The following is a 23,128-nucleotide window of genomic DNA, read 5'->3' as shown; positions in this document are numbered from 1 at the left end:
GAAAGCGCTAAATCAAAAGCACCGCCGAAACAGAATTGATGAGTAGCAATGTATGTCAGCAAAAGTAGTAGTGATAGGCAGCCTGAACATGGACCTGGTGACCCGGGCTTCCCGGCTGCCCCGTGGCGGTGAAACGTTGATCGGCGAGTCGTTTGCCACAGTCTCCGGCGGCAAGGGCGCCAATCAGGCAGTAGCTGCGGCGCGACTGGGCGCGCAGGTGTCGATGGTCGGTTGCGTGGGCAGCGACGCCTATGGAGAGCAGCTGCGCGGAGCGCTGTTGGCCGACCGTATCGATTGTCAGGCGGTCAGCACCGTCGACGGTGCCAGCGGTGTGGCGTTGATCGTGGTCGATGACAACAGCCAAAACGCGATCGTGATTGTCGCCGGTGCCAACGGTGCGCTGACGCCAGCAGTCATTGACCGTTTCGATGCGGTGTTGCAGGCGGCGGATGTGATCATCTGTCAGCTCGAAGTGCCGGATGCCACGGTCGGCCATGCGCTCAAGCGCGGCCGTGCACTGGGGAAAACCGTGATTCTCAATCCTGCGCCCGCCAGCCGACCGCTGCCAGCAGACTGGTATGCGGCCATCGACTACCTGATCCCCAACGAGAGCGAAGCCTCGGCCCTCAGCGGTTTGCCGGTGGATTCACTGGCAACCGCCGAAGTCGCGGCGACCCGATTGATCGCCATGGGAGCTGGCAAGGTGATCATCACCCTCGGAGCTCAAGGCTCGTTGTTTGCCAATGGCAACAGCTTCGAACACTTCCCTGCGCTGAAGGTGAAAGCGGTCGATACCACCGCGGCGGGCGATACCTTTGTCGGTGGTTTCGCTGCCGCACTGGCCGCCGGCAAAAGCGAGGCGCAAGCGATCCGTTTCGGCCAGGTCGCTGCGGCACTTTCAGTGACTCGTGCTGGCGCGCAACCCTCGATCCCTACTTTGTCCGACGTACAGGCCTTTAAAGCACCATGAAAAAAACACCGTTGCTCAACGTCGCGCTGTCGCGGCTGATCGCTTCCCTTGGGCATGGCGATATGGTTGTGATTGGCGATGCCGGTCTGCCGGTTCCGCCGGGGGTCGAATTGATCGACCTGGCCCTGACCCACGGCATTCCGGATTTCATCAGTACGTTGAAAGTCGTGCTCAGCGAAATGCAGGTCGAAAGTCACGTGTTGGCCCAGGAGATTCTGGACAAACGGCCGTCGGCGCTGGTGACGCTGGATGAGCTGAATGCCGCAGGTGCGCTGGGTCAGCGGGAGCTGCTCAGTCATGACCAATTCAAAGTCCTGAGCCGACAGGCGCGGGCGATTGTTCGTACAGGCGAATGTCAGCCTTACTGCAACGTCGTGCTGGTGGCTGGGGTCACGTTCTGATTCGTTGTCGTCTCTCTGTTTTCCCACGCACAAGGAGTGCGCTATGTATCGCTATGCTCAGAAACTGCACCATCTGCTCCGGAGTCTGCTGCTCTTGTCCCTGATTACAGCAACAAGCGCCCAGGCGGCGGAAAAAATCGACTTGATCATCGACACGGACCCGGGTGCCGATGACGTGGTCGCCTTGCTGTTTGCCCTGGCATCACCGGAAGAATTGAACATCCGCGCGCTGACCACCGTCGCCGGTAATGTGCGTCTGGACAAGACGTCACGCAATGCGCGACTGGCCCGCGAGTGGGCAGGGCGTGAGGATGTGCCGGTTTATGCCGGTGCGCCGAAACCGCTGATGCGGACGCCGATCTATGCCGAGAACATTCATGGTAAAGAAGGCCTGTCGGGCGTCACCGTGCATGAGCCGAAGAAAGGTCTGGCGAATGGCAATGCAGTCAACTACCTGATCGATACCTTGAAAACCGCCAAGCCCCATAGCATCACCATCGCCATGCTCGGTCCACAGACCAACCTCGCGCTGGCATTGATCCAGGAGCCTGAAATCGTTCAGGGCATCAAGGAAGTGGTGATCATGGGTGGTGCGCACTTCAACGGCGGCAACATCACGCCGGTGGCCGAGTTCAACCTGTTTGCCGATCCGCAGGCTGCCGAAGTCGTGCTGAAAAGTGGCGTCAAACTGACGTACCTGCCGCTGGACGTGACCCACAAAGTCCTCACCAGTGAAGCGCGCCTGAAGCAGATCGCCGCACTGAACAACAACGCCAGCAAGTTGGTGGGCGACATTCTCAATGAGTACGTCAAAGGCGATATGGAGCACTACGGTCTTCCGGGTGGCCCGGTGCATGACGCTACGGTCATAGCCTACCTGCTCAAGCCGGAGTTGTTCACAGGTCGTTCGGTCAATGTGGTGGTTGATAGTCGCGAAGGCCCGACCTTCGGTCAAACCATCGTCGACTGGTATGACGGCCTGAAAGCGCCGAAGAACGCTTTCTGGGTTGAAAGCGGCGACGCTCAAGGCTTCTTTGACCTGCTGACGCAGCGTCTGGCGCGCTTGAAGTAGGCTTCGCGCCCGCAGGTGCCAGCCTGCGGGTTTCACTCCCTTTCGTTGTATTCAGCACCCTGGTAGTCGGCCGGGTACTTCTCGAACACCTGGGCGATGAAGGACTGTGCCGCTTCAGTCCCCAGTTCCTTGACCAATAGATCGATGCCAATGATTGCCAACTCTTCCGGACTACCCGGGCTATAGGAGCTATGACCTTGCGGCCACTTGGCTTTGATGTCGGCGTCGATGCTTACGGTGGTCATGATGGCGCTCGTGAATTAGGGAAAGTCTGGGTGTGAGTTAACCATTTTGCATGGCGTTTGGCACTCCGACTTAGGCATGACGGGAGGGCTATGCGACACTTGGTCTTTGATGATTTATCAAGGACCGTGCTGTGCAGATCGATTTGAACTCTCCTGACGGCTTGACCCTTGAGGCTGTGCGCCAGCTGCTAGCCTCTGCCAGTGATGATGAGCACACCCAATTGCGGGTGACCAAGGGCGGCATCGCTTACATTTCATCGGGCGTCGTGGGCGGCACCGACATCGACGGGCTGCTGTTTCGGCTGGAGACGTGGGCCAAAGGCTCTGGGTATGTGGGATTGGTCGCGGCCAGTGACGAAGTCTGGGTCATGCAGATCTTTAATGCGCTGAAAGAGAATTGGCCTACACCACCGTTCGACTACATCGACATTTATTGAGTGCTGTTCATATCCAGTCACGATTGAGGGATGAACGGCCGGGAATGCTCAGGCAAACTCGCCGATTGTCCGGATCGAGGGCAGGGTGAAAGCGCTGCCTGTGAAACAAAACGCCAGATTGGCGGTCGCACGATCTCAGCTTAACTATTGAAAAAAGGAGGCTTCATGCCTTGGAAGCTCGCGTCATTGGGTACTCTGTTGGCCGCTAGTCTGCTGGCAGGTTGCAGCAGCACGTCCACCGATTCGGTAGCAGACCCTGTCACGACGACGGATACCGGCCACAGCCGTTGCGAAGCAAAGGCTGCCGAATTCACCATTGGCAAAAAGGCTTCGCCTGAACTGCTGGAACAGGCGCGCATTCGCGCTGGCGCGCAAAATGCCCGTATCCTCAAGCCTGACGATATGGTGACCCTGGAGTACCGCTCCGATCGCCTGAACCTGAACACCGATAACAACCTGGTGATCACGCGCATCAACTGCGGCTGACACCGTCAGGCTTTTGCTTCACCCATAAAAAACCCCGTCACATGGACGGGGTTTTTTTAGTGCGCCTGGAAATTACTCTGGGCGAACTTGAGCAGCTTGCATACCCTTTTGGCCTTTCTCAGCCACGAAGGAAACGGTCTGGCCTTCTTTCAGGCTTTTGAAACCGTCGCTTTCGATAGCTTTGAAGTGTACGAACAGGTCGTCACCGCCACCTTGAGGAGTGATGAAGCCGAAGCCTTTTTCATCGTTGAACCATTTAACGGTGCCGGTTTGGCGATTAGACATGGTGTATCTCCAAGAAACATATATTTTCAGTAGTACTGTGCTGCTCAGGCCAACTGGGCACACCGGGGTATCATAGTCGAAATGTTCGCTTTGGGAGCCCCCCGGACGTGCTGTTTGCCCTACAGTCACGCTTTCTTTGTTGCTTGATGTGGCTGAAAGCCCCGTTTTAAAAGGCTTTCAGCCGAAAGTAAAGACGATAAAAAAAGCTGTAAAACCTGCATAAATTGTACGAAAAAGTGCTTTTCGGGAGCTTTTCATCGGCTGTTTGGGCCTTCAAAGCGTCCTTTCAGGCTTATTTTTTCGCCTTGTTATCAGCCTTGCACGACGAAATCTGGGTCAGTGCTTTTTGTTTCAGTGCGTCGCTGGCCTTGTTGTCCATCAATGCCTGGATGTCGCTGGCCGGGTACGACTTGATCGCATCGGCGCCGCAAGCGCAGTGGGCTTTTGCCGCTGCTGCACCAATCTGCGGAGTCGCTGCCTGGGTGCATTGAGCCATGTATTTCTCGCGCTCGCCCTTCGGCCAATCGGCATGGGCAGCCAGCGGCAGCAACAGGACGATGGGGGCGACTACTGCGAACAAACGATTCAGACGCATGCTGGGATGCTCCTTGTGGGTCAATGTCTTGTTATCTGAGGGGTAAAGCGGGGTTCAAGTTCAGCACTCTGGCATAAAAAGGACTGATTTGCCCCAGCATAAAACCTCGGCACCGCGACGACCGTTCATCTGTGCTAGCATGCCTCGCTCGGGTATTTGCAAGCTCCGCGGACCTTCAGTCACGGTGGCGGCAGATGTTCGAATAACCCTGATTTGAATCCCAGTCACTCTGGTTCGGTTTTCCGGTTGGCCGCAAGGCTCCTGCCGCTGTAAGGCAGGCGTTCGTCATTGAATGGCCTGGACCGGATCTTGTACTGGCTCATCCCAACCCACGTGACCTTTGGTAGGGGTCACCACTAGGAGAGGAGGCGCCATGCCAACTATTACTCTTCCCGACGGCAGTCAACGTTCATTCGATCACCCGGTTTCCGTAGCCGAGGTCGCCGCATCCATTGGTGCCGGTCTGGCCAAGGCCACCGTGGCCGGCAAGGTCGATGGCAAGCTGGTCGACGCCAGTGACATCATCAGCGCCGACGCTACGCTGCAAATCATTACGCCAAAGGATGAAGAGGGGCTGGAGATCATTCGCCACTCTTGCGCCCACCTGGTTGGCCATGCGGTTAAGCAGCTGTACCCGACGGCCAAAATGGTCATCGGTCCGGTCATCGACGAAGGCTTCTATTACGACATCGCCTTCGAACGTCCTTTCACTCCGGACGACCTGGCCGCCATCGAGCAGCGCATGCAGCAGCTGATCGAAAAAGATTACGACGTGATCAAGAAAGTCACTCCGCGCGCCGAAGTGATCGAAGTGTTCAAGGCCCGCGGCGAAGACTACAAGCTGCGCCTGGTCGAGGACATGCCGAACGAGCAGGCCATGGGCCTGTATTATCACGAAGAATACGTCGACATGTGCCGCGGTCCGCACGTGCCGAACACGCGTTTTCTGAAATCCTTCAAACTGACCAAGTTGTCCGGCGCCTACTGGCGTGGCGATGCGAAAAACGAGCAATTGCAGCGCGTTTACGGCACCGCATGGGCTGACAAGAAGCAGTTGGCAGCTTACATCCAGCGCATCGAAGAAGCTGAAAAACGCGATCACCGCAAGATCGGCAAGCGCCTGGGCCTGTTTCACACCCAGGAAGAGTCGCCGGGCATGGTATTTTGGCACCCGAACGGCTGGACTCTGTACCAGGTGCTCGAGCAGTACATGCGCAAGGTTCAGCGCGACAACGGCTACCTGGAGATCAAGACTCCACAAGTCGTTGACCGCAGCCTGTGGGAGAAATCCGGGCACTGGGCCAACTACGCCGACAACATGTTCACCACTCAGTCGGAAAACCGCGACTACGCCATCAAGCCAATGAACTGCCCTTGCCACGTGCAAGTGTTCAACCAGGGCCTGAAAAGCTACCGCGAGTTGCCGATGCGTCTGGCTGAATTCGGTGCCTGCCACCGTAACGAGCCATCGGGTGCGTTGCACGGCATCATGCGTGTACGTGCGTTTACTCAGGACGACGCCCACATCTTCTGCACCGAAGAGCAGATGCAGGCTGAATCCGCCGCTTTCATCAAGCTGACCATGGATGTCTACGCCGACTTCGGCTTCAAAGATGTCGAGATGAAGCTGTCCACTCGTCCGGAAAAACGTGTCGGTTCCGACGAGCTGTGGGATCGCGCTGAAGCAGCATTGGCTGCAGCCCTTGATAGCGCTGGCCTGCCGTACGATCTGCAGCCGGGTGAGGGTGCGTTCTACGGTCCGAAGATCGAGTTCTCGCTGAAAGATTGCCTCGGTCGCGTCTGGCAGTGTGGTACCCTGCAGCTCGATTTTAACCTGCCTGTCCGTCTGGGAGCCGAATACGTCTCCGAAGACAACAGTCGCAAGCACCCGGTGATGTTGCACCGGGCGATCCTCGGATCCTTCGAACGTTTCGTCGGAATCCTGATCGAGCACTACGAGGGTGCATTCCCTGCGTGGCTGGCTCCGACCCAGGCAGTGATCATGAACATCACTGACAAACAGGCCGATTTTGCCGCCGAGGTTGAAAAAACTATCAACGAAAGCGGATTTCGTGCCAAGTCTGACTTGAGAAATGAAAAGATCGGCTTTAAAATCCGCGAGCATACTTTGCTCAAGGTTCCCTATCTCTTGGTTATCGGAGATCGGGAAGTCGAGATGCAGACTGTCGCTGTGCGTACTCGTGAAGGTGCTGACCTGGGCTCGATGCCCGTCGCCCAGTTCGCTGAGTTTCTCGCGCAAGCGGTTTCCCGGCGTGGTCGCCCAGATTCGGAGTAATTATTATTAAGCGTGAAATGAGACAAGATAAACGAGCTGCACCGAAAGCCCCGATCAACGAGAATATCTCGGCACGCGAGGTTCGGTTAATTGGGGCTGAAGGTGAACAGCTTGGGATTGTGTCAATTGAAGACGCGCTTCTTAAGGCTGAAGAGGCCAAACTGGATTTGGTGGAAATTTCCGCCGATGCAGTACCCCCTGTTTGCAAACTGATGGACTACGGCAAATCGATCTTCGAGAAGAAGAAGCAGGTTGCCGCGGCCAAGAAAAACCAGAAGCAGATTCAGGTTAAAGAAATCAAGTTTCGTCCAGGGACGGAGGAAGGGGATTACCAGGTAAAACTGCGCAACCTGGTACGTTTCCTGAGTGATGGGGACAGGGCCAAGGTATCCTTGCGATTCCGCGGCCGTGAGATGGCCCACCAGGAGCTGGGGATGGAACTCCTCAAGCGAGTTGAAGGTGACTTGCTCGAGTACGGTTCGGTCGAACAGCATCCTAAGATGGAAGGACGCCAGCTGATCATGGTCATCGCCCCGAAAAAGAAGAAGTAATCAACAGGGCACGGCAGGCCTTCTGATTATGTTTATCAACTGAATGCGGAGTATCCGAACATGCCAAAAATGAAAACGAAAAGTGGTGCTGCTAAGCGGTTTCTGAAAACTGCTAACGGTATCAAGCACAAGCACGCTTTCAAGAGCCACATCCTGACTAAAATGTCGACCAAGCGTAAGCGTCAACTGCGCGGTAGCAGCTTGCTGCATCCGTCTGACGTGGCAAAAGTCGAGCGCATGCTGCGCCTTCGTTAATTTTAGTCAAGAATAGAGGAAGTAACTCATGGCTCGTGTAAAGCGTGGCGTCATTGCCCGTAAACGTCACAAAAAAATTCTGAAACTTGCTAAAGGCTACTACGGCGCTCGCTCGCGCGTATTCCGTGTTGCCAAGCAAGCGGTAATCAAGGCAGGCCAATACGCCTACCGTGACCGTCGTCAGAAAAAACGTCAGTTCCGCGCTCTGTGGATCGCTCGTATCAACGCTGGTGCACGTATCAACGGTCTGTCCTACAGCCGTTTCATCGCCGGCCTGAAAAAAGCGTCCATCGAGATCGACCGTAAGGTTCTGGCTGATCTGGCAGTGAACGAAAAAGCGGCGTTTGCTGCGATTGTCGAGAAAGCTAAAGCCACCTTGGCTTAAGTACCCCCGACAGTCACCCGGCCTCACCTCTGTGGGGCCAGGTGTTAAACGTCATAAATAGGGGAAGAGCCTTCAAGCTCTTCCCCTATTTTGTATCTGGAGTCTGTACATGGAAAACCTGGATGCGCTCGTCTCTCAAGCACTAGAGGCTGTGCAAAGCGCTGAAGATATCAATGCCCTGGAGCAAATCCGGGTTCACTACCTTGGTAAAAAGGGTGAATTGACTCAGGTGATGAAGACCCTGGGGAATTTGCCGGCAGAAGAGCGTCCGCAAGTCGGCGCCCTGATCAACGTTGCCAAGGAGCGTGTCACAGAGGTTCTCAATGCCCGCAAGGCACTGTTTGAAGAGGCCGACCTGGCCGCCAAACTGGCTGCCGAGTCCATTGACGTGACCCTGCCTGGCCGTGGCCAGACCTCGGGTGGTCTGCATCCGGTTACTCGCACTCTGGAACGTATCGAACAGTTCTTCACCCACATCGGCTACGGCATCGCCGAAGGCCCTGAGGTCGAAGACGATTACCACAACTTCGAAGCGCTCAACATCCCAGGCCATCACCCGGCCCGGTCGATGCATGACACTTTCTATTTCAACGCCAACATGTTGCTGCGCACCCATACCTCGCCGGTACAGGTCCGCACCATGGAATCGAAGCAGCCGCCGATCCGCATCGTCTGCCCTGGCCGTGTGTACCGTAGCGACTCGGATATCACCCACTCGCCGATGTTCCACCAGGTCGAAGGCCTGCTGGTCGATCGCGATATCAACTTCGCCGACCTGAAAGGGACCATCGAAGAATTCTTGCGTGTGTTCTTCGAAAAAGAACTGGCCGTGCGTTTCCGCCCTTCGTACTTTCCGTTCACCGAGCCATCCGCTGAAGTCGACATGGAATGCGTGATGTGCAGCGGTAAAGGCTGCCGCGTCTGCAAACAGACTGGCTGGCTGGAAGTGATGGGTTGCGGCATGGTTCACCCGAACGTGCTGCGCATGTCCGGGATCGACCCGGAAGAGTTTTCGGGCTTTGCCTTCGGCATGGGCGTTGAGCGTCTGGCCATGCTGCGTTACGGCGTGAACGACTTGCGTCTGTTCTTCGACAACGACTTGCGGTTCCTCGCGCAATTTCGCTAGTCGTAACGAATTCTTAGGAGAGCAGGATGAAATTCAGTGAACAATGGCTGCGTGGCTGGGTTAGCCCGCAGGTAAGTCGCGACGAGCTGGTTGCTCGTCTGTCGATGGCCGGTCTTGAGGTCGATAGTGTTACGCCGGCCGCCGGTGAATTCAGTGGCGTGGTGGTGGGCGAGGTGCTGAGCACCGAACAGCATCCCGACGCTGACAAGTTGCGTGTTTGTCAGGTCAGCAATGGCTCGGAGACCTTTCAAGTAGTCTGCGGCGCGCCAAACGTGCGCCCGGGCCTGAAGATCCCGTTCGCCATGATCGGTGCCGAACTGCCGGGCGACTTTAAAATCAAGAAAGCCAAGCTGCGTGGCGTTGAGTCCAACGGCATGCTGTGCTCGCAAGCCGAGCTGCAAGTGGGCGAAGGCAACGACGGCCTGATGGAATTGCCGGCTGATGCGCCGGTTGGCCAGGACATTCGTGAATATCTGAGCCTGGACGACGCCAGCATCGAGGTCGACCTGACCCCGAACCGCGGCGACTGCCTGTCTCTGGCCGGTTTGGCCCGTGAAGTCGGCGCGCTGTACGACGCCAAAGTCACTCGCCCGGTCATCGCCTCCGTTCCAGCCGTGCACGACGAAGTGCGCTCGGTTGAAGTGCTGGCGCCAGTTGCTTGCCCGCGTTACCTGGGTCGTGTGATCCGTAACGTCGACCTGTCCAAGCCTACGCCTCTTTGGATGGTCGAGCGTCTGCGTCGCGCCGATGTGCGCAGCATTGACGCGGCCGTCGACATCACTAACTACGTGATGCTGGAGCTGGGTCAACCGCTGCACGCGTTCGATCTCGCCGAAATCAATGGCGGCATCCGCGTGCGTATGGCCGAAGAAGGCGAGAAGCTGGTGCTGCTCGATGGTCAGGAAGTCAGCCTGCGTAGCGATACGCTGGTGATTGCCGACCACACCCGCGCCCTGGCAATCGCCGGCGTCATGGGGGGCGAGCACAGCGGCGTCAACACCGCGACTACTCGCGACATTTTCCTTGAAAGCGCGTTCTTCGATCAGATTGCCGTTGCTGGCAAGGCTCGTTCCTATGGCCTGCACACCGACGCCTCGCACCGCTACGAGCGTGGCGTGGACTGGCAACTGGCCCGTGAAGCCATGGAGCGCGCCACTGGCCTGCTGCTGGAAATCACGGGTGGCGAAGCCGGCCCGATCATCGAAACCGTCAGCGAACCGCACCTGCCTTCGATTGCGCCGGTTACTCTGCGTGCGCAACGCATCACTCAGATGCTGGGTATGGAAATGGATTCGGCCGAAGTCGAGCGATTGCTCAGCGGCTTGGGTCTGAAGATTTCTGCAGATGGGGCAGGGCAGTGGCGCGTTGAAGTGCCAAGCCATCGCTTCGACATCAGCCTCGAAGTTGACCTGATCGAAGAGCTGGCGCGTCTGTACGGCTACAACCGTCTACCGGTTCGTTACCCGCAAGCCCGTCTGGCGCCTCAAGCCAAGGCTGAAGCGCGTAGCGATCTGCCTGAACTGCGTCGTTTGCTGGTAGCTCGCGGTTATCAGGAAGCGATTACTTACAGCTTCATCGATCCGAAACAATTCGAGTTGTTTAATCCAGGTGTCGAGCCGCTGCTGCTGGCTAACCCGATTTCCAACGACATGGCGGCCATGCGCTCGTCCCTGTGGCCAGGTCTGGTCAAGGCGCTTCAGCACAACCTGAATCGTCAACAGGATCGCGTCCGTCTGTTCGAAAGCGGTCTGCGTTTTGTCGGTCAACTGGAAGGTTTGAAGCAAGAGCCGATGTTGGCGGGTGTCGTTTGCGGTAGCCGTTTGCCGGAAGGCTGGGCGCAAGGTCGCGATGTCGTGGATTTCTTCGACGTCAAGGCTGACGTGGAAGCGGTACTGGGCTTCGCCGGTGCACTGGATTCGTTCACGTTCGTGCCGGGTAAACACCCAGCATTGCACCCGGGTCAGACCGCGCGCATCGAACGCGAAGGCCGTTTGGTAGGTTTCGTTGGCGCAATCCACCCTGAATTGTCGAAATCCCTCGGTCTCGACCGTCCGGTCTTCGTTTTCGAGCTGGTTCTGGCCGAAGTGGCGTTGGGTAAAATGCCTAAATTCCAGGAGTTGTCGCGTTTTCCTGAAGTGCGCCGTGACCTTGCGCTGATTGCCGAAAAAGACGTTGCAGCCAGTGCCGTACTGGACGTAATCCGTGAAAATGCAGGGGAATGGCTGACGGACCTCAGGCTATTTGACGTATATCAGGGTAAAGGCATTGATCCTGATAGAAAAAGCCTTGCAGTCGGCTTGACCTGGCAGCATCCATCGCGCACTCTTAATGACGATGAGGTGAATACCACGACGCAAAATATCCTCACCTCGCTCGAACAAAGGTTGAACGCCACGTTAAGGAAGTGACGTATGGGGGCTCTGACGAAAGCTGAAATGGCGGAACGTCTGTATGAAGAGCTGGGCCTGAATAAACGGGAGGCCAAGGAATTGGTCGAACTGTTTTTTGAAGAAATCAGGCACGCTCTTGAAGACAACGAACAAGTCAAATTGTCCGGTTTCGGCAATTTCGACCTTCGGGACAAACGCCAGCGGCCTGGCCGCAATCCGAAAACGGGTGAAGAAATCCCGATCACGGCTCGCCGTGTGGTCACCTTTCGTCCAGGGCAGAAGTTGAAGGCCCGAGTTGAGGCTTATGCTGGAACCAAGTCATAACGACGAGCTACCCGTCATCCCAGGCAAACGCTACTTCACCATTGGTGAAGTTAGCGAGCTGTGCGCGGTAAAACCGCACGTGCTGCGCTATTGGGAGCAGGAGTTTCCTCAACTCAACCCCGTCAAACGCCGCGGAAACCGCCGGTATTATCAGCGACAGGACGTGCTGATGATTCGGCAGATCCGCGCGCTTCTTTACGATCAAGGGTTCACCATCGGCGGCGCGCGCTTGCGCTTGTCCGGCGATGAAGCCAAAGACGACACCACTCAATACAAACAAATGATTCGGCAGATGATTGCCGAACTGGAAGATGTGCTGGTGGTCCTCAAGAAATAAATTCATGCGTTTGAATACTTCCAGTTTTCAAAAGCTTGCGATATATTCTTGAGCGTTCTTCGAGAAGAGGAACAAGTTTCACGCCTAGTCGGGGCGTAGCGCAGTCCGGTAGCGCACTAGCATGGGGTGCTAGGGGTCGAGTGTTCGAATCACTCCGTCCCGACCATATAATTCAAAGGGGTCGCGAGATTTTATCTCGCGACCCCTTTTTATTTAGGTCGCTTTTACCCCCACAAATTGGCTGGCTCTCGGTGGAATCTTGCAGGTGCCATGGGTTGATTCCTTGCTGCTGTCCTCCCGTGATAATCCACGTCGTGCGCGTTCAGTGGTTTGTTTCAGTGCGGGTAACTTCATGGCTTGGCTATTGCGGTGCAAACCAAACAAAGGTTTCCCTCAGTCAGGCAGGTTATTGACGTGTGCATAAGCGTGCACATATAGTTGGTGGCATGACCAATCGAACCTCAACCCGAACCCGAGCAATTGATGCCGTAATCGATTCTTTCGATGGAGCTTTCTTCAAAGCTCTTTGCGAGCCGTCGCGGGTAGCGGTACTCAAGCGAGTCATGCAACTGGGGCGTGCGGATATCGGCGAGATCGCTGAAGGATTACCTCAAGAGCGTTCAGTGGTGTCCCGTCATCTGCAAGTGCTACTAGAGGCGGGCATTGTCCGCGCTACCAAGGTCAGTAGGCAGATGTTCTACGAGGTGGATGGGCCGGCGGTGTTGGCACGGCTCGAAGCCATGCTTCAGCACATGAAGAGTCTGGCTCCGTTTTGCTGCCCTGGTGTATCTGAGTAGTTTTTTTATCATTTCAATATATGCATGAGTGCGCATACATGAACATAATTAATGAGCCCACGGATGTCATCGTTATTGGTGCGGGCCAAGCTGGGCTCGCGTGCGGTTGGCATCTGCGGCAGCAGAATCTCAGTTTTCTCATATTGGATGCGGAGAGCCAGCCAGGTGGAAACTGGCGCAATTACTACGACAACCTGAGATTATTTTCTCCTGCTGCTTACTCGTCTTTACCTGGGATGCCCTTTCCAGCGGAAGCTAAGCACTATCCGCTACGCGATGAAGTCGTACGTTATTTGGAGCAGTACGCGGACGCTTTCCAGCTACCCATTCGGCAGAACATACGAGTCCAGAGAGTGAGTAGGGAGGATGGACTCTTTTTGCTTCAGGCATCTGATGGTCAGCGTTTCTGCTCAAGAGCGTTGATCGTTTGCACTGGCGGATTCAACCAGCCGTTCATCCCTGACATTCAGGGGCTGGGGAGTTTTCGCGGGCAACGTTTACACAGTGCTGATTACCGAAATGTCGACGGCTTCAGTGATCAACGAGTAGTGGTCATAGGTGCGGCCAACTCAGCAGTACAAATTGCCCATGAGTTGGCTCAAGTCAGCAGCGTCGTATTGGCGACAAGGGAATCGATTCGATTTTTTCCGCAAAAGATCCTCGGTGTGGATTTTCATGCTTGGCTCAAGTGGACAGGGATGGAGAAAACTCGTTGGCTGAATGACCAAAGTACCCCTGTACTGGATGATGGCACCTATCGTCGAGCCATGAAGCAGGGACTTTTTGAGCGCAAGCCGATGTTCACGGAGGTAACGTCAACGGGCGTGATCTGGGCTGATGGGCAGCACACTGACGTGGATAGTTTGGTTTTCGCGACCGGGTTTCGTCCGAACCTTGGTTTTTTGGCAGGTCTGCACGTGGCGGGCAATGAAAGCCTCACCCAACGCAACGGGAAAGCGGAGCACGTACCGGGTTTGTATTTTGTGGGATTACCGAAGCAGCGCAACTTTGCTTCGGCCACCCTCAGAGGCGTTGGGCCGGATGCTTCTCACATCATTCCTAGCTTGATGCGCCTCATTCACAATACATCGGCCCCAGTGTTCGCTTGATGCCGGGTATCGACTTTTTTCTGCTCAACACGGCGTCTACCGGAACGTCATAATTACTGTCCTTTTGGCGTAATTGGCAGGCGCCAAGTGGCGATGAAGCACAGCAACAGAAACCCGCACATCACGCTAAGAAGTACCGATGCTCCGAAGCTGTCCAGAACGTAAGCGGCGGCGATGGGTCCGCAGGCTTGGGCGACAAGGACGGGCCTTGCGAGCAGTCCCATTCGTGCGCCATATCCTTGAGGCCCGAACAGCGCCAATGGAAGAGTACCGCGAGCGATGGTGAGGATGCCGTTACCGGCTCCGTAAAGTGCTATCGCTACGAAGGCTAGCCAAGGCAGGCCTGAGATCAGCAGTCCAAGCCCGATCAAACTAAGCAACACGCCGGCTCGTGCGGACCAGGTTGGATGGAGGTTCCTGCCGATGGAAAACTCAGCCACCCGTGCCAGGACTTGCGAAGGACCAATCACCATGCCGATGGCCAAGGCCACAGCAGTCGCGATCCCCAGTTGCTTGAGGACATTGAGTAGGTGCACTGAGATACCTGATACCACCAGCGCCAGAATCGTCAGCATGGCGCCAATCAGTAAGAACAGATGATTGGTGGTGTCGGGGCGAAGTACTGATGCATTGGGTGTTTCTGTAATGAAGGGGTGAGGCGGTTGTTTTGTACTTCCAGGAATCAACAGGGCATGGATAGGGAATCCGATTAGCAAGTGAGCTGCGGCGATGGCAAAGCAGGCGCTCCTCCAACCGATCCAACTCTCCAGCCCCGCAATCACCGGCCAACCTATGGTGCTGGCGAAGCCACCTAGCAAGGTCAGCCCCGTAATTGATGTTCGAGCCCCTTCGCCGAAAAGACGTCCCAGGGTTGAGAAAGCTGCGTCATATAAACCCGCCGCCATGGCAACGCCGATCAGCGTCCAGGCGACATAGTAGATGGCAACGTTGTCCGCCAGTCCCATCAGTAGCATGCCGAAAGCCAGCAGCAGTGAGCTGGCGGCCAGGACAGAGCGTCCGCCATGGCGATCAATCTGACGACCAACTGCCGGCGAGGAAACTCCGGCGACCAGCAGCCCCCAGGACAAGCCACCCACCACACTGGTGATGGACCACCCTGTTTCTTTGGCTATCGGAGCCGCAAGCACTGCCGGCAAATAGTAGGTCGAACCCCAAGCAAGAATCTGGGTGAACCCCATGGCCCATACGAGCCTGGAGCGATTGATCGGGAGATGGATCTGCTCTGGAAGTGTCATGACCGACGCGCTCATTTTTTGTTGTCAGTAACAACAAGCTAGCGCCTTCCTTTGGTCATCGTCAACCGAGAGATCGGTGTTGACGATTTCGGGAAATCAGGATTAATGTTGCAACTAACAACTAATTTGTGGCGCCTATGACAAAGCATAAAAGCGATCAGCTGACTCAGGATTCCGAGGACTTGTACGAGGCGTTGAACCAGCTGGTTCGCGTCCATCAGTTCCGTGACCGAGATCGGATCTGCTGTTACGACGTATCTGTAACCCAGTGCTATGCCGTCGAAACGCTGGTCAAAAGGGGCGCATTGCGCCTTCAGGTCTTGGCGGAAGAAATGTTCTTGGACAAGAGCACGGCGAGTCGAGTGATCGATACCTTGGAACGCAAAGGGTATGTGTCCCGCGTTGAAGATGATGAAGATCGGCGTGCGGTGCGAATTCAGGCAACGGTTGCTGGACGGGAGCTATACGAGAAAATCAGAGCTGACCTGATTGCCGATGAGCGAGCAATGATCGAAAACCTCTCGGCTGAAGCGCGGCAGGGAGCGCTGAGTTTACTCAGGCAGATTACGCGGGCCACGGAGATTCGCTGCGGGCTCGTGAGTGAGTGCTGCCCAGCCGTGAAGAACAAGGATTGAAGAGGGAAGAATTTCCCTTTTTTTGCCAATAATGTTGTTACTACCAACGTAATGGGGCTCCAACAATGCGAGTTCGTTTAGCTGAGCCCAAGGACACCGTTTCAATAGCAGCCATCTACAACCAGGGGATCGAGGAACGTAGCTCTACGTTTGAAACTGCCCCTCGAAGCCTGGCGGACATGCTTGATCGCATCAACGCAATGGAGCGTTATCCAGTGTTGGTCATGGTCGATGAGGCGAATCAGGTTTTTGGCTGGGCTGGACTCAGTAGTTATCGCGGCCGTGCCTGTTACGACGGTATTGCGGATTTTTCCATCTACCTGGATCGCAGTGTTCGTGGCGAGGGGCTCGGCAAGCAGTTACTTCAGTCACTGCTGGCGGAAGCAGAAGCTCGCGGATTCTGGAAAGTCCTTTCACGCATTTTTACCTTCAATCACGCCAGTCTCGCCTTGTGCGAAGCCTGCGGTTTCCGCCAAGTGGGGGTATATGAAAAACACGCCTGCCTGGAAGGACGCTGGCTCGACTGCGTGATTGTCGAGCGCCTGTTTCCGATCAATCAGCCAGCCTGAAGAAGGAATCGATCATGGAAAACACTTACCTTCCCGTCGCCATAATCGGAGCAGGTCCAGTGGGGCTCGCCGCAGCTGCCCATCTGCTGGCACGAGGTATCACGCCGCTGATTCTGGAAGCAGGGCCGAAGGCTGGGTCCAGCATTGAAGAATGGGCGCATGTAAAGATGTTCTCTCCGTGGCAGTTCAATGTGGACAAGGAGGCGGCCAAACTTTTGCTGGCCGATGGTTGGACTCCACCACTGAAGAACGAGTATCCAACGGGTCGTGAACTGCTGGATCGGTTTGTTCGACCTCTCGCGGACCTCGAACAGATCAAGCATCACTTGCAGCTCAATACCCGTGTTCTGGCAGTCACTCGCGTTGGTCAGGATGTGATGAAGACCCAGGGCAGATCGGCAGCTCCTTTTTTGCTGCGTGTCAGAGGGCCGTCAGGTGAACAAGATCTGCTGGCCAGCGCTGTCATTGATGCCTCAGGCACCTACCTGACACCGAACTTGATGGGTGCCCATGGCATCCCGGCCTTGGGTGAGATCGAGCATGCAGCACACATCGCATACGGCATCCCAGAAGTATTGGGTCGTGTCCGGAATCGCTATGCCAACAAAAGAGTGCTGGTAGTGGGTGGTGGTCACTCCGCGTTTAACGTCCTCCAGGATCTGGTGCGGCTGACTCAGGAGGGCCCCGCAAACCAAAGTGCTATGGGCGATCCGGGGTAACTCTCTTGAGCGCATTTTGGGTGGTGGTGCGAATGATCAATTGGAAGAGCGCGGAAAGCTCGGCCTGAAGATTCGCCAATTGCTGAATGACGGCGTGATCGAGTTGTTCAAAAACGTCGCTATCGATCAAGTCACAGGCAATGGCCAAGGGCTGGTCGTGAAGGCGGGAGAGCGGATACTTCCACCAGTGGACGAACTCATCGTGGCGACTGGATTCCGCCCAGACCTGAGCTTGCTCAGCGAACTACGCATCGCACTTGATCCCGCGACCCAAAGCGCAGTGTTGCTCGCACCAATGATTGATCCCAACGAGCACAGCTGCGGTACCGTCAGGCCTCATGGCGCGATAGAACTTGCCCATCCTGAGGAAGGTTTGTTCATTGTGGGGATGAAAAGCTATGGCCGAGCACCTACGTTTTTGTTGATGACGGGGTATGAACAGGTACGGTCTGTTGTCGCGGCATTGGCGGGCGATTGGGATGCGGCCAAAAGGGTGGAGTTGGTTCTCCCGCAGACCGGCATATGCAACTCTGATTTCGATGAGGCTGATGTTCGTTTGGAGGCTTCTGCAAGTCAGACGTCTTGTTGCGGCGCTGGAGGGACAGTTCGTGAGGTGGCGGTTCAGACCTCGCCGGGTTGTTGCAAAGGCTAATATCCATTCACCGTATCCGCCCCTGCGAAAGGGGCGGATCAGGTTTAAATGTCTTATTTCTTAAGCGTGCTCAGATAGTCCTTGAGCGCCTTCTCGTCACCCGACTTAACGGTCATCCCGTCTGGGCCGGTGCCGATCTCTGTGTATTGCTTGGCCGGTTCGCCGTGCGCTTTGAATTCTTTCAATTGTTCAGAGCCTTCACGAAAGACCCAAAGGCGGCCGTCTTCTATTTTGGTAAAAAATCCGGGCTTGTCGTACTGGCTTGCGAAGCTGACGCTTGTAAACAGGCTGGTCAGCAAGGCTGCGGTGATCGTAAGTTTTTTCATCTTCCTGGCTCCTGGTGGTTGGATCGGAACAGAGGCTATCCCCGATGGGATGACAAACTTATTACAATATTCGCATATGCATTTTTCCAAATGTTTATAAAGGGTTTTACTGAGAAAGTACCCTATAAACCCCTCAGATAGAGAATTTAAGGTGTTTAAGCTCAGCAGGGGCTGGTCAATTCTGAATTTTCTGCCGCTATGGCTTTACCTTGAATACATAAAATCATATATTCGTTAAACCGCATATGAGCTGAGATTGCACAATGACCAGCAAAGCCCGTGTCCTGTTCGTTTGTACCGCCAATGCTGCCCGCTCACAGTTAGCCCAAGCGCTGCTCAGGCATACCGATTCGGAGCATTTCGAGGCGTTTAGCGCCGGAACCATCCCCACTCAGGTCGATCCGCGCACCTTTGATGCACTCTCCCACCTCGGGGTGAGTACTGAGGGATTGCGTAGTAAGTCAATAGACGAATTCCGAGGTGAGCGTTTCGATTACGTCATCACCTTGTGTGATAAAGCCGCAGCTGAATGCCAGTCGTTACCTGGAGCTGGCGAGGTATTGGCCTGGAGTTTTGAAGATCCGGTCACCAGCACCAAACCCGACGCTTTCCGTCACACCCTTCACGAGATTCATGAGCGCATCAAGATGTTCGTCTTGGTCAAAAACAAACACTGAGAAACGATATGGCTGACCATCTGACACCGACCACTGTTTTCAAATGCCTGGCTGACGACACTCGGGTGCGCACGATGATGCTCATCACTCGTGAAGGAGAGCTATGTGTTTGCGAGCTGACCTGTGCGTTGAATGAGAGTCAGCCAAAAGTTTCCAGACACCTTGCGCAACTGCGCGGTTGCGGTTTGCTGTCGGACCGTCGGCAAGGCCAATGGGTGTATTACCGACTGCACCCGAATCTCCCGGATTGGGTTCATCAAGTACTGACCACCGTGCTGGAAAGCAACAAGCACTGGTTGAGCCCTGACGCCAAACGCCTTGATGAAATGGGCGACCGTCCTGAACGGGCACTGGCCTGTTGTGAAAGCAAAATCGCCTGATTGCGCCTTCGACTACGAGATCGCTCGATGAAAATCCTGTTCCTCTGCACGGCCAATAGCTGCCGCAGCATCCTTTGTGAAGCGGTCTTCAATCACTTGGCACCGCAAGGCATGAAAGCTTACAGCGCGGGCAGTCAGCCCAAAGGTGAAGTGCATCCGCTGAGTCTCCAAACGTTGGAAAAAGCTGGTATTTCGACAGCCGGGCTGTTGAGTAAGTCCCGCGATGTCCATGTGAACCTGGCACCGGATTTCGTCATCACGGTGTGCGACAAGGCGGCCGGTGAGGCCTGCCCGGTATTTTTCGGGCCGGCCACCAAGGCGCACTGGGGCCTGGCTGACCCTTCGGAATACCAAGGAACTGAAGAAGAGATCGAGGCAGCTTTTGAAGCCACTTTGGAGCAGATCAAAACCCGTATTGAAGCCTTCCTGGCTTTACCGCTATCCCGTCTGAGTGCCGAACAGCTCAAGGCAGAGCTGGCCCTGATTGGCACGCTGTAACCACAGGAGCAATGATCATGAGTAACAGCCGCCTTTCCTTCCTGGACCGTTACCTGACCCTGTGGATTTTTCTCGCCATGGCCTTGGGCGTCGGTTTGGGGAGCCTGTTCGAAGGCTGGCCGCAGTGGCTGAACAGTCTTTCCGTGGGCACAACCAACATACCCATCGCGATTGGTTTGATCGTGATGATGTATCCGCCTCTGGCCAAGGTTCGTTATGAGGAACTGCCTGAAGTCTTCAAGGACAAGCGCATCCTCGTTTTGTCCTTGGTCCAGAACTGGGTCATCGGCCCGGTGTTGATGTTCGCACTGGCGATCATCTTCTTGCGGGACCAGCCGGAATACATGACCGGTCTGATCCTGATCGGCTTGGCTCGTTGCATCGCGATGGTGCTGGTCTGGAATCAGATCGCGGGTGGCAACAATCAGTACGTCGCTGGGCTGGTGGCGTTCAACAGCATCTTCCAGATCCTGTTTTTCAGCGTGTATGCCTGGGTCTTCCTGGGGCTGTTGCCGCCGCTGTTTGGGTTGGAAGGCAGTGTGATTGAGACCAGCTTTGTCAGCATTGCCGAGTCGGTGCTGATCTACCTGGGTGTGCCGTTCCTGGCGGGCTTCCTGACCCGCAAGATCCTCATCGCCCGTAAAGGTGAGGGTTGGTTTCAGGAGCGCTTCATTCCGAAGATCAGCCCGCTGACGCTGGTGGCGCTGCTGTTGACCATCGTGGCCATGTTCAGCCTCAAGGGCGACGTGGTGCTGCAATTGCCATTCGATGTGATGAGTATCGCGATCCCGCTGACGATCTATTTCGTGGTGATGTTCTTTATTAGCTTCTGGATGGGCAAGCTGCTCAGGGCTGACTACCCGCGCACCACCGCACTGGCTTTTACCGCAGCAAGTAACAATTTTGAACTCGCGATTGCCGTGGCCATTGCCACCTTCGGCTTGGCTTCTCCGGTCGCCTTTGCCACGGTGATTGGTCCGCTGGTGGAAGTGCCGGTGCTGATTTCCCTGGTCGGGGTTGCCCTCTGGTTGAAACGCCGCTGGTTCGATGAATCCAAGAGCGCCATTGCGCAGGACAAAGACTATGTTTGATGACCACATCCCCCAACTCGATACCGAACTGGTCGATCTCCCATCGACTGACAAGCTGGGCATCGAGAAGACCTCTATCCATAAGCCACGCATTTTGCTGCTGTACGGATCGACCCGTGAGAGGTCCTTCAGTCGCCTGCTGGTCGAGGAGGCCGCTCGATTGCTGGAGCACTTCGGCGCCGAGGCGCGGGTTTTCAATCCGTCAGGTTTGCCACTGCCAGATGACGCCCCCGACGATCATCCTCGTGTGAAGGAATTGCGCGAGCTGATGCTGTGGTCCGAGGGGCAGGTCTGGTGCTCTCCAGAACGTCACGGTTCCATGAGCGCGGTCTTCAAGGCGCAGATCGACTGGGTGCCACTGGCCATGGGCGCGGTACGCCCGACCCAGGGCAAAACCCTCGCTGTCATGCAGGTGTGCGGCGGCTCGCAGTCGTTCAACGTGGTTAATCAGCTGCGCGTGCTGGGACGTTGGATGCGCATGTTCACCATCCCCAACCAATCCTCCGTGCCGAAAGCCTACATGGAGTTCGACGATAACAACCGGATGAAGTCTTCTGCGTTCTACGACCGCATCGTGGATGTGATGGAAGAGCTGGTGAAATTCACGCTGCTGCTTCGCGACCGTCAGGACTATCTGGTCGATCGTTACTCCGAGCGCAAGGAGTCGGCGGAAGAACTCATGAAGCGTGTCAATCAGCGCTCCATTTGAGGATTTTTCACCGTGCAACAACACCCTTATTCCGTACTGCCGCTGGCTCAGTTCAATGGCCAATTGATCTTCACCCCGTGCCCAGGCACGAAGGGCACCCGACCTTTCGAGGCGTTGCAAACCCTCAAGGATGCAGGGGCATCGGCGTTGCTGACGCTGATGCCAATAGAAGAGTTGCTTCAGAACGAGATCGACCTGCTGCCCGAAGAGTGCCAAATGCTCGGCATCGAGTGGTTTCACCTGCCCGTAGAAGACGATCAAGCGCCTGGCGAAGCATTTAAAGCCGCATGGGAACACCACCATCCACGACTTAAGCAGCTGCTGGCCGAAGGAAAAACCATTGCCATCCATTGCAAGGGCGGCTCGGGCCGTACCGGTTTGATCGCGGCTCAACTGTTGATCGAGAGCGGTGTGCCATTCAGCGATGCCATCCGCGATGTTCAGTCGTTGCGTCCGCGGGCTATCCAGCATCCTGCCCATATCGAATACATCGGCCAGTTCGACACTCAGTCGAACTCCCACTGACAGCAGATACAGAGCACAACAACATGACTATCAAAGTTGGCATCAATGGTTTTGGTCGGATCGGTCGTCTCGCTTTGCGAGCCGCCTGGAGTTGGCCAGAGTTTGAATTCGTGCAGATCAACGATCCGGCAGGTGATGCGGCGACCCATGCGCACCTGCTGAACTTCGACTCGGTGCATGGCCGCTGGAATTACCTAGCCGACTCCGAGGGCGAGAGCATTGTCATTGATGGCAAACGCATCAAGGTAACGGCCAACAAAGCGATTGCCGACACCGATTGGTCGGGCTGCGATCTGGTGATTGAAGCCAGCGGCAAGATGAAGACCGTCGCTGTGCTTCAGGCTTACCTCGACCAAGGCGTGAAGCGCGTGGTGGTCAGCGCTCCGGTGAAGGAAAAAGGGGCGTTGAACGTCGTCATGGGCGTCAACCATCAGCTGTTCAAACCGGCTGAACATCGCATCGTTACCGCCGCTTCGTGCACCACTAACTGTCTAGCGCCCGTGGTGAAAGTCATCCACGAGAAACTGGGCATTCGTCATGGCTCGATCACCACCATCCACGACCTGACCAACACCCAAAGCATTCTCGATCAACCGCACAAGGATCTGCGTCGTGCGCGTGCTTCGGGTATGAGCCTGATCCCGACCAGCACTGGCTCGGCCACCGCTATCGCCGAAATCTTCCCGGAGCTGCGTGGGCGCTTGAATGGTCACGCCGTGCGCGTACCGCTGGCCAACGCTTCACTGACTGACTGCGTCTTTGAAGTCGAGCGTGCCACCACTGTCGAGGAGGTGAATCAACTCCTCAAGAGCGCCTCCGAGAACGAGCTGAAAGACATCCTCGGTTTTGAGGAGCGGCCGTTGGTGTCCATCGACTACCGCACCGACCCGCGCTCATCGATCATCGATGCACTGTCGACGATGGTGATCAATGGCACTCAAGTGAAGATCTATGCCTGGTACGACAACGAATGGGGCTATGCCAACCGCACTATCGAACTGGCCAAAATGGTTGGTCTGGCAATCTAAGG

The 23,128-nt window shown here is 55.8% G+C and carries 31 protein-coding genes and 1 tRNA gene; 27 read left to right on the top strand and 5 right to left on the bottom strand.

The window, feature by feature from the left end; all coding sequences use genetic code 11:
- Positions 1 to 52 precede the first annotated feature (52 nt).
- Genes rbsK through Q7W83_RS16435 form a run of 3 tightly spaced genes read left to right on the top strand, consistent with a single transcriptional unit; the run spans position 53 to position 2,443 of the window.
- Positions 53 to 970: a ribokinase gene (gene rbsK / locus Q7W83_RS16445; RefSeq protein WP_150654171.1), complete on the top strand. Its 918-nt coding sequence runs from the start codon at positions 53 to 55 to the stop codon at positions 968 to 970.
- Entirely contained in the window at positions 967 to 1,371 is a 405-nt protein-coding gene (rbsD, locus tag Q7W83_RS16440) for a D-ribose pyranase (protein ID WP_150632438.1), read from the top strand. Before rbsK ends, rbsD begins: the two co-directional genes overlap by 4 nt.
- Positions 1,372 to 1,414: 43 nt before the next feature.
- Entirely contained in the window at positions 1,415 to 2,443 is a 1,029-nt protein-coding gene (locus Q7W83_RS16435) for a nucleoside hydrolase (protein ID WP_150632437.1), read from the top strand.
- Positions 2,444 to 2,475: 32 nt separating this feature from the next.
- Here Q7W83_RS16435 and Q7W83_RS16430 read toward each other — a convergent pair whose 3' ends face one another.
- Entirely contained in the window at positions 2,476 to 2,688 is a 213-nt protein-coding gene (locus tag Q7W83_RS16430) for a hypothetical protein (protein ID WP_150632436.1), read from the bottom strand.
- A gap of 131 nt (positions 2,689 to 2,819) precedes the next feature.
- Between Q7W83_RS16430 and Q7W83_RS16425 the strand changes: the two genes are divergently transcribed.
- Both Q7W83_RS16425 and Q7W83_RS16420 read left to right on the top strand, forming a co-directional pair.
- The gene (locus Q7W83_RS16425; protein WP_150632435.1) at positions 2,820 to 3,125 is read left to right on the top strand and encodes a hypothetical protein; all 306 of its coding nucleotides are present in this window, start codon (positions 2,820 to 2,822) and stop codon (positions 3,123 to 3,125) included.
- A 165-nt stretch (positions 3,126 to 3,290) separates the two neighbouring features.
- The gene (locus tag Q7W83_RS16420; protein WP_150632434.1) at positions 3,291 to 3,611 is read left to right on the top strand and encodes an I78 family peptidase inhibitor; all 321 of its coding nucleotides are present in this window, start codon (positions 3,291 to 3,293) and stop codon (positions 3,609 to 3,611) included.
- Between the two features lie 72 nt (positions 3,612 to 3,683).
- Here Q7W83_RS16420 and Q7W83_RS16415 read toward each other — a convergent pair whose 3' ends face one another.
- Positions 3,684 to 3,896, bottom strand: a complete 213-nt coding sequence (locus Q7W83_RS16415) for a cold-shock protein (RefSeq protein ID WP_003179963.1) — start codon at positions 3,894 to 3,896, stop codon at positions 3,684 to 3,686.
- A 292-nt stretch (positions 3,897 to 4,188) separates the two neighbouring features.
- On the bottom strand, positions 4,189 to 4,491 hold the full coding sequence (locus Q7W83_RS16410; RefSeq protein WP_150632433.1) for a hypothetical protein: 303 nt from the start codon (positions 4,489 to 4,491) through the stop codon (positions 4,189 to 4,191).
- A gap of 373 nt (positions 4,492 to 4,864) precedes the next feature.
- Between Q7W83_RS16410 and thrS the strand changes: the two genes are divergently transcribed.
- The 11 genes from thrS (at position 4,865) to Q7W83_RS16355 (ending at position 14,061) form a co-directional block, all read left to right on the top strand.
- Complete coding sequence (gene thrS / locus Q7W83_RS16405; protein ID WP_473656357.1) at positions 4,865 to 6,787, top strand: threonine--tRNA ligase; 1,923 nt, start codon at positions 4,865 to 4,867, stop codon at positions 6,785 to 6,787.
- Positions 6,787 to 7,338, top strand: coding sequence for a translation initiation factor IF-3 (infC, locus tag Q7W83_RS16400; RefSeq protein ID WP_172668659.1), 552 nt, complete (start codon positions 6,787 to 6,789; stop codon positions 7,336 to 7,338). Before thrS ends, infC begins: the two co-directional genes overlap by 1 nt.
- Before the next feature lie 60 nt (positions 7,339 to 7,398).
- Positions 7,399 to 7,593, top strand: a complete 195-nt coding sequence (rpmI, locus tag Q7W83_RS16395; RefSeq protein ID WP_002553160.1) for a 50S ribosomal protein L35 — start codon at positions 7,399 to 7,401, stop codon at positions 7,591 to 7,593.
- Positions 7,594 to 7,621: 28 nt separating this feature from the next.
- Positions 7,622 to 7,978 (top strand): 50S ribosomal protein L20, encoded by a 357-nt coding sequence (rplT, locus tag Q7W83_RS16390; RefSeq protein ID WP_007905879.1) that lies wholly within the window; start codon positions 7,622 to 7,624, stop codon positions 7,976 to 7,978.
- Positions 7,979 to 8,087: 109 nt separating this feature from the next.
- Positions 8,088 to 9,104, top strand: a complete 1,017-nt coding sequence (pheS, locus tag Q7W83_RS16385; RefSeq protein WP_007940232.1) for a phenylalanine--tRNA ligase subunit alpha — start codon at positions 8,088 to 8,090, stop codon at positions 9,102 to 9,104.
- 26 nt (positions 9,105 to 9,130) lie between these two features.
- The gene (pheT, locus tag Q7W83_RS16380) at positions 9,131 to 11,512 is read left to right on the top strand and encodes a phenylalanine--tRNA ligase subunit beta (RefSeq protein WP_150654169.1); all 2,382 of its coding nucleotides are present in this window, start codon (positions 9,131 to 9,133) and stop codon (positions 11,510 to 11,512) included.
- A 3-nt stretch (positions 11,513 to 11,515) separates the two neighbouring features.
- Positions 11,516 to 11,818: an integration host factor subunit alpha gene (gene ihfA / locus Q7W83_RS16375; protein WP_002553164.1), complete on the top strand. Its 303-nt coding sequence runs from the start codon at positions 11,516 to 11,518 to the stop codon at positions 11,816 to 11,818.
- Positions 11,799 to 12,155, top strand: coding sequence for a MerR family transcriptional regulator (locus tag Q7W83_RS16370; protein ID WP_003179985.1), 357 nt, complete (start codon positions 11,799 to 11,801; stop codon positions 12,153 to 12,155). Before ihfA ends, Q7W83_RS16370 begins: the two co-directional genes overlap by 20 nt.
- 89 nt (positions 12,156 to 12,244) lie before the next feature.
- Positions 12,245 to 12,321 (top strand) — tRNA-Pro (locus tag Q7W83_RS16365).
- 280 nt (positions 12,322 to 12,601) lie between these two features.
- Positions 12,602 to 12,952, top strand: a complete 351-nt coding sequence (locus tag Q7W83_RS16360) for an ArsR/SmtB family transcription factor (RefSeq protein WP_150637268.1) — start codon at positions 12,602 to 12,604, stop codon at positions 12,950 to 12,952.
- A 38-nt stretch (positions 12,953 to 12,990) separates the two neighbouring features.
- Positions 12,991 to 14,061, top strand: coding sequence for a flavin-containing monooxygenase (locus Q7W83_RS16355; RefSeq protein WP_150654168.1), 1,071 nt, complete (start codon positions 12,991 to 12,993; stop codon positions 14,059 to 14,061).
- 53 nt (positions 14,062 to 14,114) lie between these two features.
- Here the strand turns inward: Q7W83_RS16355 and Q7W83_RS16350 are convergent, their stop codons facing one another.
- A complete protein-coding gene (locus tag Q7W83_RS16350; protein WP_473656356.1) occupies positions 14,115 to 15,317 on the bottom strand; it encodes an MFS transporter in 1,203 nt (400 codons plus the stop codon).
- 137 nt (positions 15,318 to 15,454) lie between these two features.
- Between Q7W83_RS16350 and Q7W83_RS16345 the strand changes: the two genes are divergently transcribed.
- The 4 genes from Q7W83_RS16345 (at position 15,455) to Q7W83_RS16330 (ending at position 17,892) form a co-directional block, all read left to right on the top strand.
- Positions 15,455 to 15,952 (top strand): MarR family winged helix-turn-helix transcriptional regulator, encoded by a 498-nt coding sequence (locus Q7W83_RS16345; RefSeq protein WP_150637263.1) that lies wholly within the window; start codon positions 15,455 to 15,457, stop codon positions 15,950 to 15,952.
- 65 nt (positions 15,953 to 16,017) lie between these two features.
- Complete coding sequence (locus tag Q7W83_RS16340) at positions 16,018 to 16,521, top strand: arsinothricin resistance N-acetyltransferase ArsN1 family A (RefSeq protein WP_150637262.1); 504 nt, start codon at positions 16,018 to 16,020, stop codon at positions 16,519 to 16,521.
- A 14-nt stretch (positions 16,522 to 16,535) separates the two neighbouring features.
- On the top strand, positions 16,536 to 17,240 hold the full coding sequence (locus tag Q7W83_RS16335; protein ID WP_191630143.1) for an FAD-dependent oxidoreductase: 705 nt from the start codon (positions 16,536 to 16,538) through the stop codon (positions 17,238 to 17,240).
- Entirely contained in the window at positions 17,218 to 17,892 is a 675-nt protein-coding gene (locus tag Q7W83_RS16330) for an NAD(P)-binding domain-containing protein (RefSeq protein WP_224787839.1), read from the top strand. The genes Q7W83_RS16335 and Q7W83_RS16330 overlap by 23 nt, the downstream gene beginning before the upstream one ends.
- Positions 17,893 to 17,945: 53 nt before the next feature.
- Here Q7W83_RS16330 and Q7W83_RS16325 read toward each other — a convergent pair whose 3' ends face one another.
- Positions 17,946 to 18,218, bottom strand: coding sequence for a hypothetical protein (locus tag Q7W83_RS16325; RefSeq protein WP_150654167.1), 273 nt, complete (start codon positions 18,216 to 18,218; stop codon positions 17,946 to 17,948).
- A 263-nt stretch (positions 18,219 to 18,481) separates the two neighbouring features.
- Between Q7W83_RS16325 and Q7W83_RS16320 the strand changes: the two genes are divergently transcribed.
- Genes Q7W83_RS16320 through Q7W83_RS16290 form a run of 7 tightly spaced genes read left to right on the top strand, consistent with a single transcriptional unit; the run spans position 18,482 to position 23,126 of the window.
- Complete coding sequence (locus tag Q7W83_RS16320) at positions 18,482 to 18,895, top strand: arsenate reductase ArsC (protein ID WP_150637256.1); 414 nt, start codon at positions 18,482 to 18,484, stop codon at positions 18,893 to 18,895.
- Between the two features lie 8 nt (positions 18,896 to 18,903).
- Positions 18,904 to 19,275 (top strand): metalloregulator ArsR/SmtB family transcription factor, encoded by a 372-nt coding sequence (locus tag Q7W83_RS16315; protein WP_150637254.1) that lies wholly within the window; start codon positions 18,904 to 18,906, stop codon positions 19,273 to 19,275.
- 27 nt (positions 19,276 to 19,302) lie between these two features.
- A complete protein-coding gene (locus Q7W83_RS16310; RefSeq protein WP_150637252.1) occupies positions 19,303 to 19,773 on the top strand; it encodes an arsenate reductase ArsC in 471 nt (156 codons plus the stop codon).
- Positions 19,774 to 19,790: 17 nt separating this feature from the next.
- Entirely contained in the window at positions 19,791 to 20,864 is a 1,074-nt protein-coding gene (gene arsB / locus Q7W83_RS16305; protein WP_473656355.1) for an ACR3 family arsenite efflux transporter, read from the top strand.
- Positions 20,857 to 21,573: an arsenical resistance protein ArsH gene (gene arsH, locus Q7W83_RS16300; RefSeq protein WP_473656354.1), complete on the top strand. Its 717-nt coding sequence runs from the start codon at positions 20,857 to 20,859 to the stop codon at positions 21,571 to 21,573. Before arsB ends, arsH begins: the two co-directional genes overlap by 8 nt.
- A gap of 12 nt (positions 21,574 to 21,585) precedes the next feature.
- Positions 21,586 to 22,098 (top strand): cyclin-dependent kinase inhibitor 3 family protein, encoded by a 513-nt coding sequence (locus tag Q7W83_RS16295; RefSeq protein WP_150637245.1) that lies wholly within the window; start codon positions 21,586 to 21,588, stop codon positions 22,096 to 22,098.
- Positions 22,099 to 22,121: 23 nt separating this feature from the next.
- The gene (locus Q7W83_RS16290) at positions 22,122 to 23,126 is read left to right on the top strand and encodes an ArsJ-associated glyceraldehyde-3-phosphate dehydrogenase (protein WP_473656353.1); all 1,005 of its coding nucleotides are present in this window, start codon (positions 22,122 to 22,124) and stop codon (positions 23,124 to 23,126) included.
- The last annotated feature ends 2 nt before the right edge of the window (positions 23,127 to 23,128 follow it).

It is taken from the genome of Pseudomonas sp. 300 (genome assembly GCF_055803035.1).
The sequence above is the reverse complement of the archived record's forward strand: the minus strand, read 5'-3'. Positions and strand labels throughout refer to the sequence as shown.

Excerpts from the sequence above, each read along its gene's own strand:
- Q7W83_RS16310 (WP_150637252.1), top strand. The coding sequence starts at position 19,303 with ATGAAAATCCTGTTCCTCTGCACGGCCAATAGCTGCCGCAGCATCCTT.
- ihfA (WP_002553164.1), top strand. The coding sequence starts at position 11,516 with ATGGGGGCTCTGACGAAAGCTGAAATGGCGGAACGTCTGTATGAAGAG.
- Q7W83_RS16360 (WP_150637268.1), top strand. The coding sequence starts at position 12,602 with ATGACCAATCGAACCTCAACCCGAACCCGAGCAATTGATGCCGTAATC.
- thrS (WP_473656357.1), top strand. The coding sequence starts at position 4,865 with ATGCCAACTATTACTCTTCCCGACGGCAGTCAACGTTCATTCGATCAC.
- Q7W83_RS16420 (WP_150632434.1), top strand. The coding sequence starts at position 3,291 with ATGCCTTGGAAGCTCGCGTCATTGGGTACTCTGTTGGCCGCTAGTCTG.
- Q7W83_RS16370 (WP_003179985.1), top strand. The coding sequence starts at position 11,799 with ATGCTGGAACCAAGTCATAACGACGAGCTACCCGTCATCCCAGGCAAA.
- rbsD (WP_150632438.1), top strand. The coding sequence starts at position 967 with ATGAAAAAAACACCGTTGCTCAACGTCGCGCTGTCGCGGCTGATCGCT.
- pheT (WP_150654169.1), top strand. The coding sequence starts at position 9,131 with ATGAAATTCAGTGAACAATGGCTGCGTGGCTGGGTTAGCCCGCAGGTA.
- Q7W83_RS16320 (WP_150637256.1), top strand. The coding sequence starts at position 18,482 with ATGACCAGCAAAGCCCGTGTCCTGTTCGTTTGTACCGCCAATGCTGCC.
- rpmI (WP_002553160.1), top strand. The coding sequence starts at position 7,399 with ATGCCAAAAATGAAAACGAAAAGTGGTGCTGCTAAGCGGTTTCTGAAA.
- Q7W83_RS16340 (WP_150637262.1), top strand. The coding sequence starts at position 16,018 with ATGCGAGTTCGTTTAGCTGAGCCCAAGGACACCGTTTCAATAGCAGCC.
- Q7W83_RS16415 (WP_003179963.1), bottom strand. The coding sequence starts at position 3,896 with ATGTCTAATCGCCAAACCGGCACCGTTAAATGGTTCAACGATGAAAAA.
- Q7W83_RS16435 (WP_150632437.1), top strand. The coding sequence starts at position 1,415 with ATGTATCGCTATGCTCAGAAACTGCACCATCTGCTCCGGAGTCTGCTG.
- rbsK (WP_150654171.1), top strand. The coding sequence starts at position 53 with ATGTCAGCAAAAGTAGTAGTGATAGGCAGCCTGAACATGGACCTGGTG.
- Q7W83_RS16315 (WP_150637254.1), top strand. The coding sequence starts at position 18,904 with ATGGCTGACCATCTGACACCGACCACTGTTTTCAAATGCCTGGCTGAC.
- Q7W83_RS16350 (WP_473656356.1), bottom strand. The coding sequence starts at position 15,317 with ATGACACTTCCAGAGCAGATCCATCTCCCGATCAATCGCTCCAGGCTC.
- Q7W83_RS16410 (WP_150632433.1), bottom strand. The coding sequence starts at position 4,491 with ATGCGTCTGAATCGTTTGTTCGCAGTAGTCGCCCCCATCGTCCTGTTG.
- rplT (WP_007905879.1), top strand. The coding sequence starts at position 7,622 with ATGGCTCGTGTAAAGCGTGGCGTCATTGCCCGTAAACGTCACAAAAAA.
- Q7W83_RS16335 (WP_191630143.1), top strand. The coding sequence starts at position 16,536 with ATGGAAAACACTTACCTTCCCGTCGCCATAATCGGAGCAGGTCCAGTG.
- Q7W83_RS16430 (WP_150632436.1), bottom strand. The coding sequence starts at position 2,688 with ATGACCACCGTAAGCATCGACGCCGACATCAAAGCCAAGTGGCCGCAA.
- pheS (WP_007940232.1), top strand. The coding sequence starts at position 8,088 with ATGGAAAACCTGGATGCGCTCGTCTCTCAAGCACTAGAGGCTGTGCAA.
- Q7W83_RS16290 (WP_473656353.1), top strand. The coding sequence starts at position 22,122 with ATGACTATCAAAGTTGGCATCAATGGTTTTGGTCGGATCGGTCGTCTC.
- arsH (WP_473656354.1), top strand. The coding sequence starts at position 20,857 with ATGTTTGATGACCACATCCCCCAACTCGATACCGAACTGGTCGATCTC.
- Q7W83_RS16325 (WP_150654167.1), bottom strand. The coding sequence starts at position 18,218 with ATGAAAAAACTTACGATCACCGCAGCCTTGCTGACCAGCCTGTTTACA.
- Q7W83_RS16345 (WP_150637263.1), top strand. The coding sequence starts at position 15,455 with ATGACAAAGCATAAAAGCGATCAGCTGACTCAGGATTCCGAGGACTTG.
- Q7W83_RS16355 (WP_150654168.1), top strand. The coding sequence starts at position 12,991 with ATGAACATAATTAATGAGCCCACGGATGTCATCGTTATTGGTGCGGGC.
- arsB (WP_473656355.1), top strand. The coding sequence starts at position 19,791 with ATGAGTAACAGCCGCCTTTCCTTCCTGGACCGTTACCTGACCCTGTGG.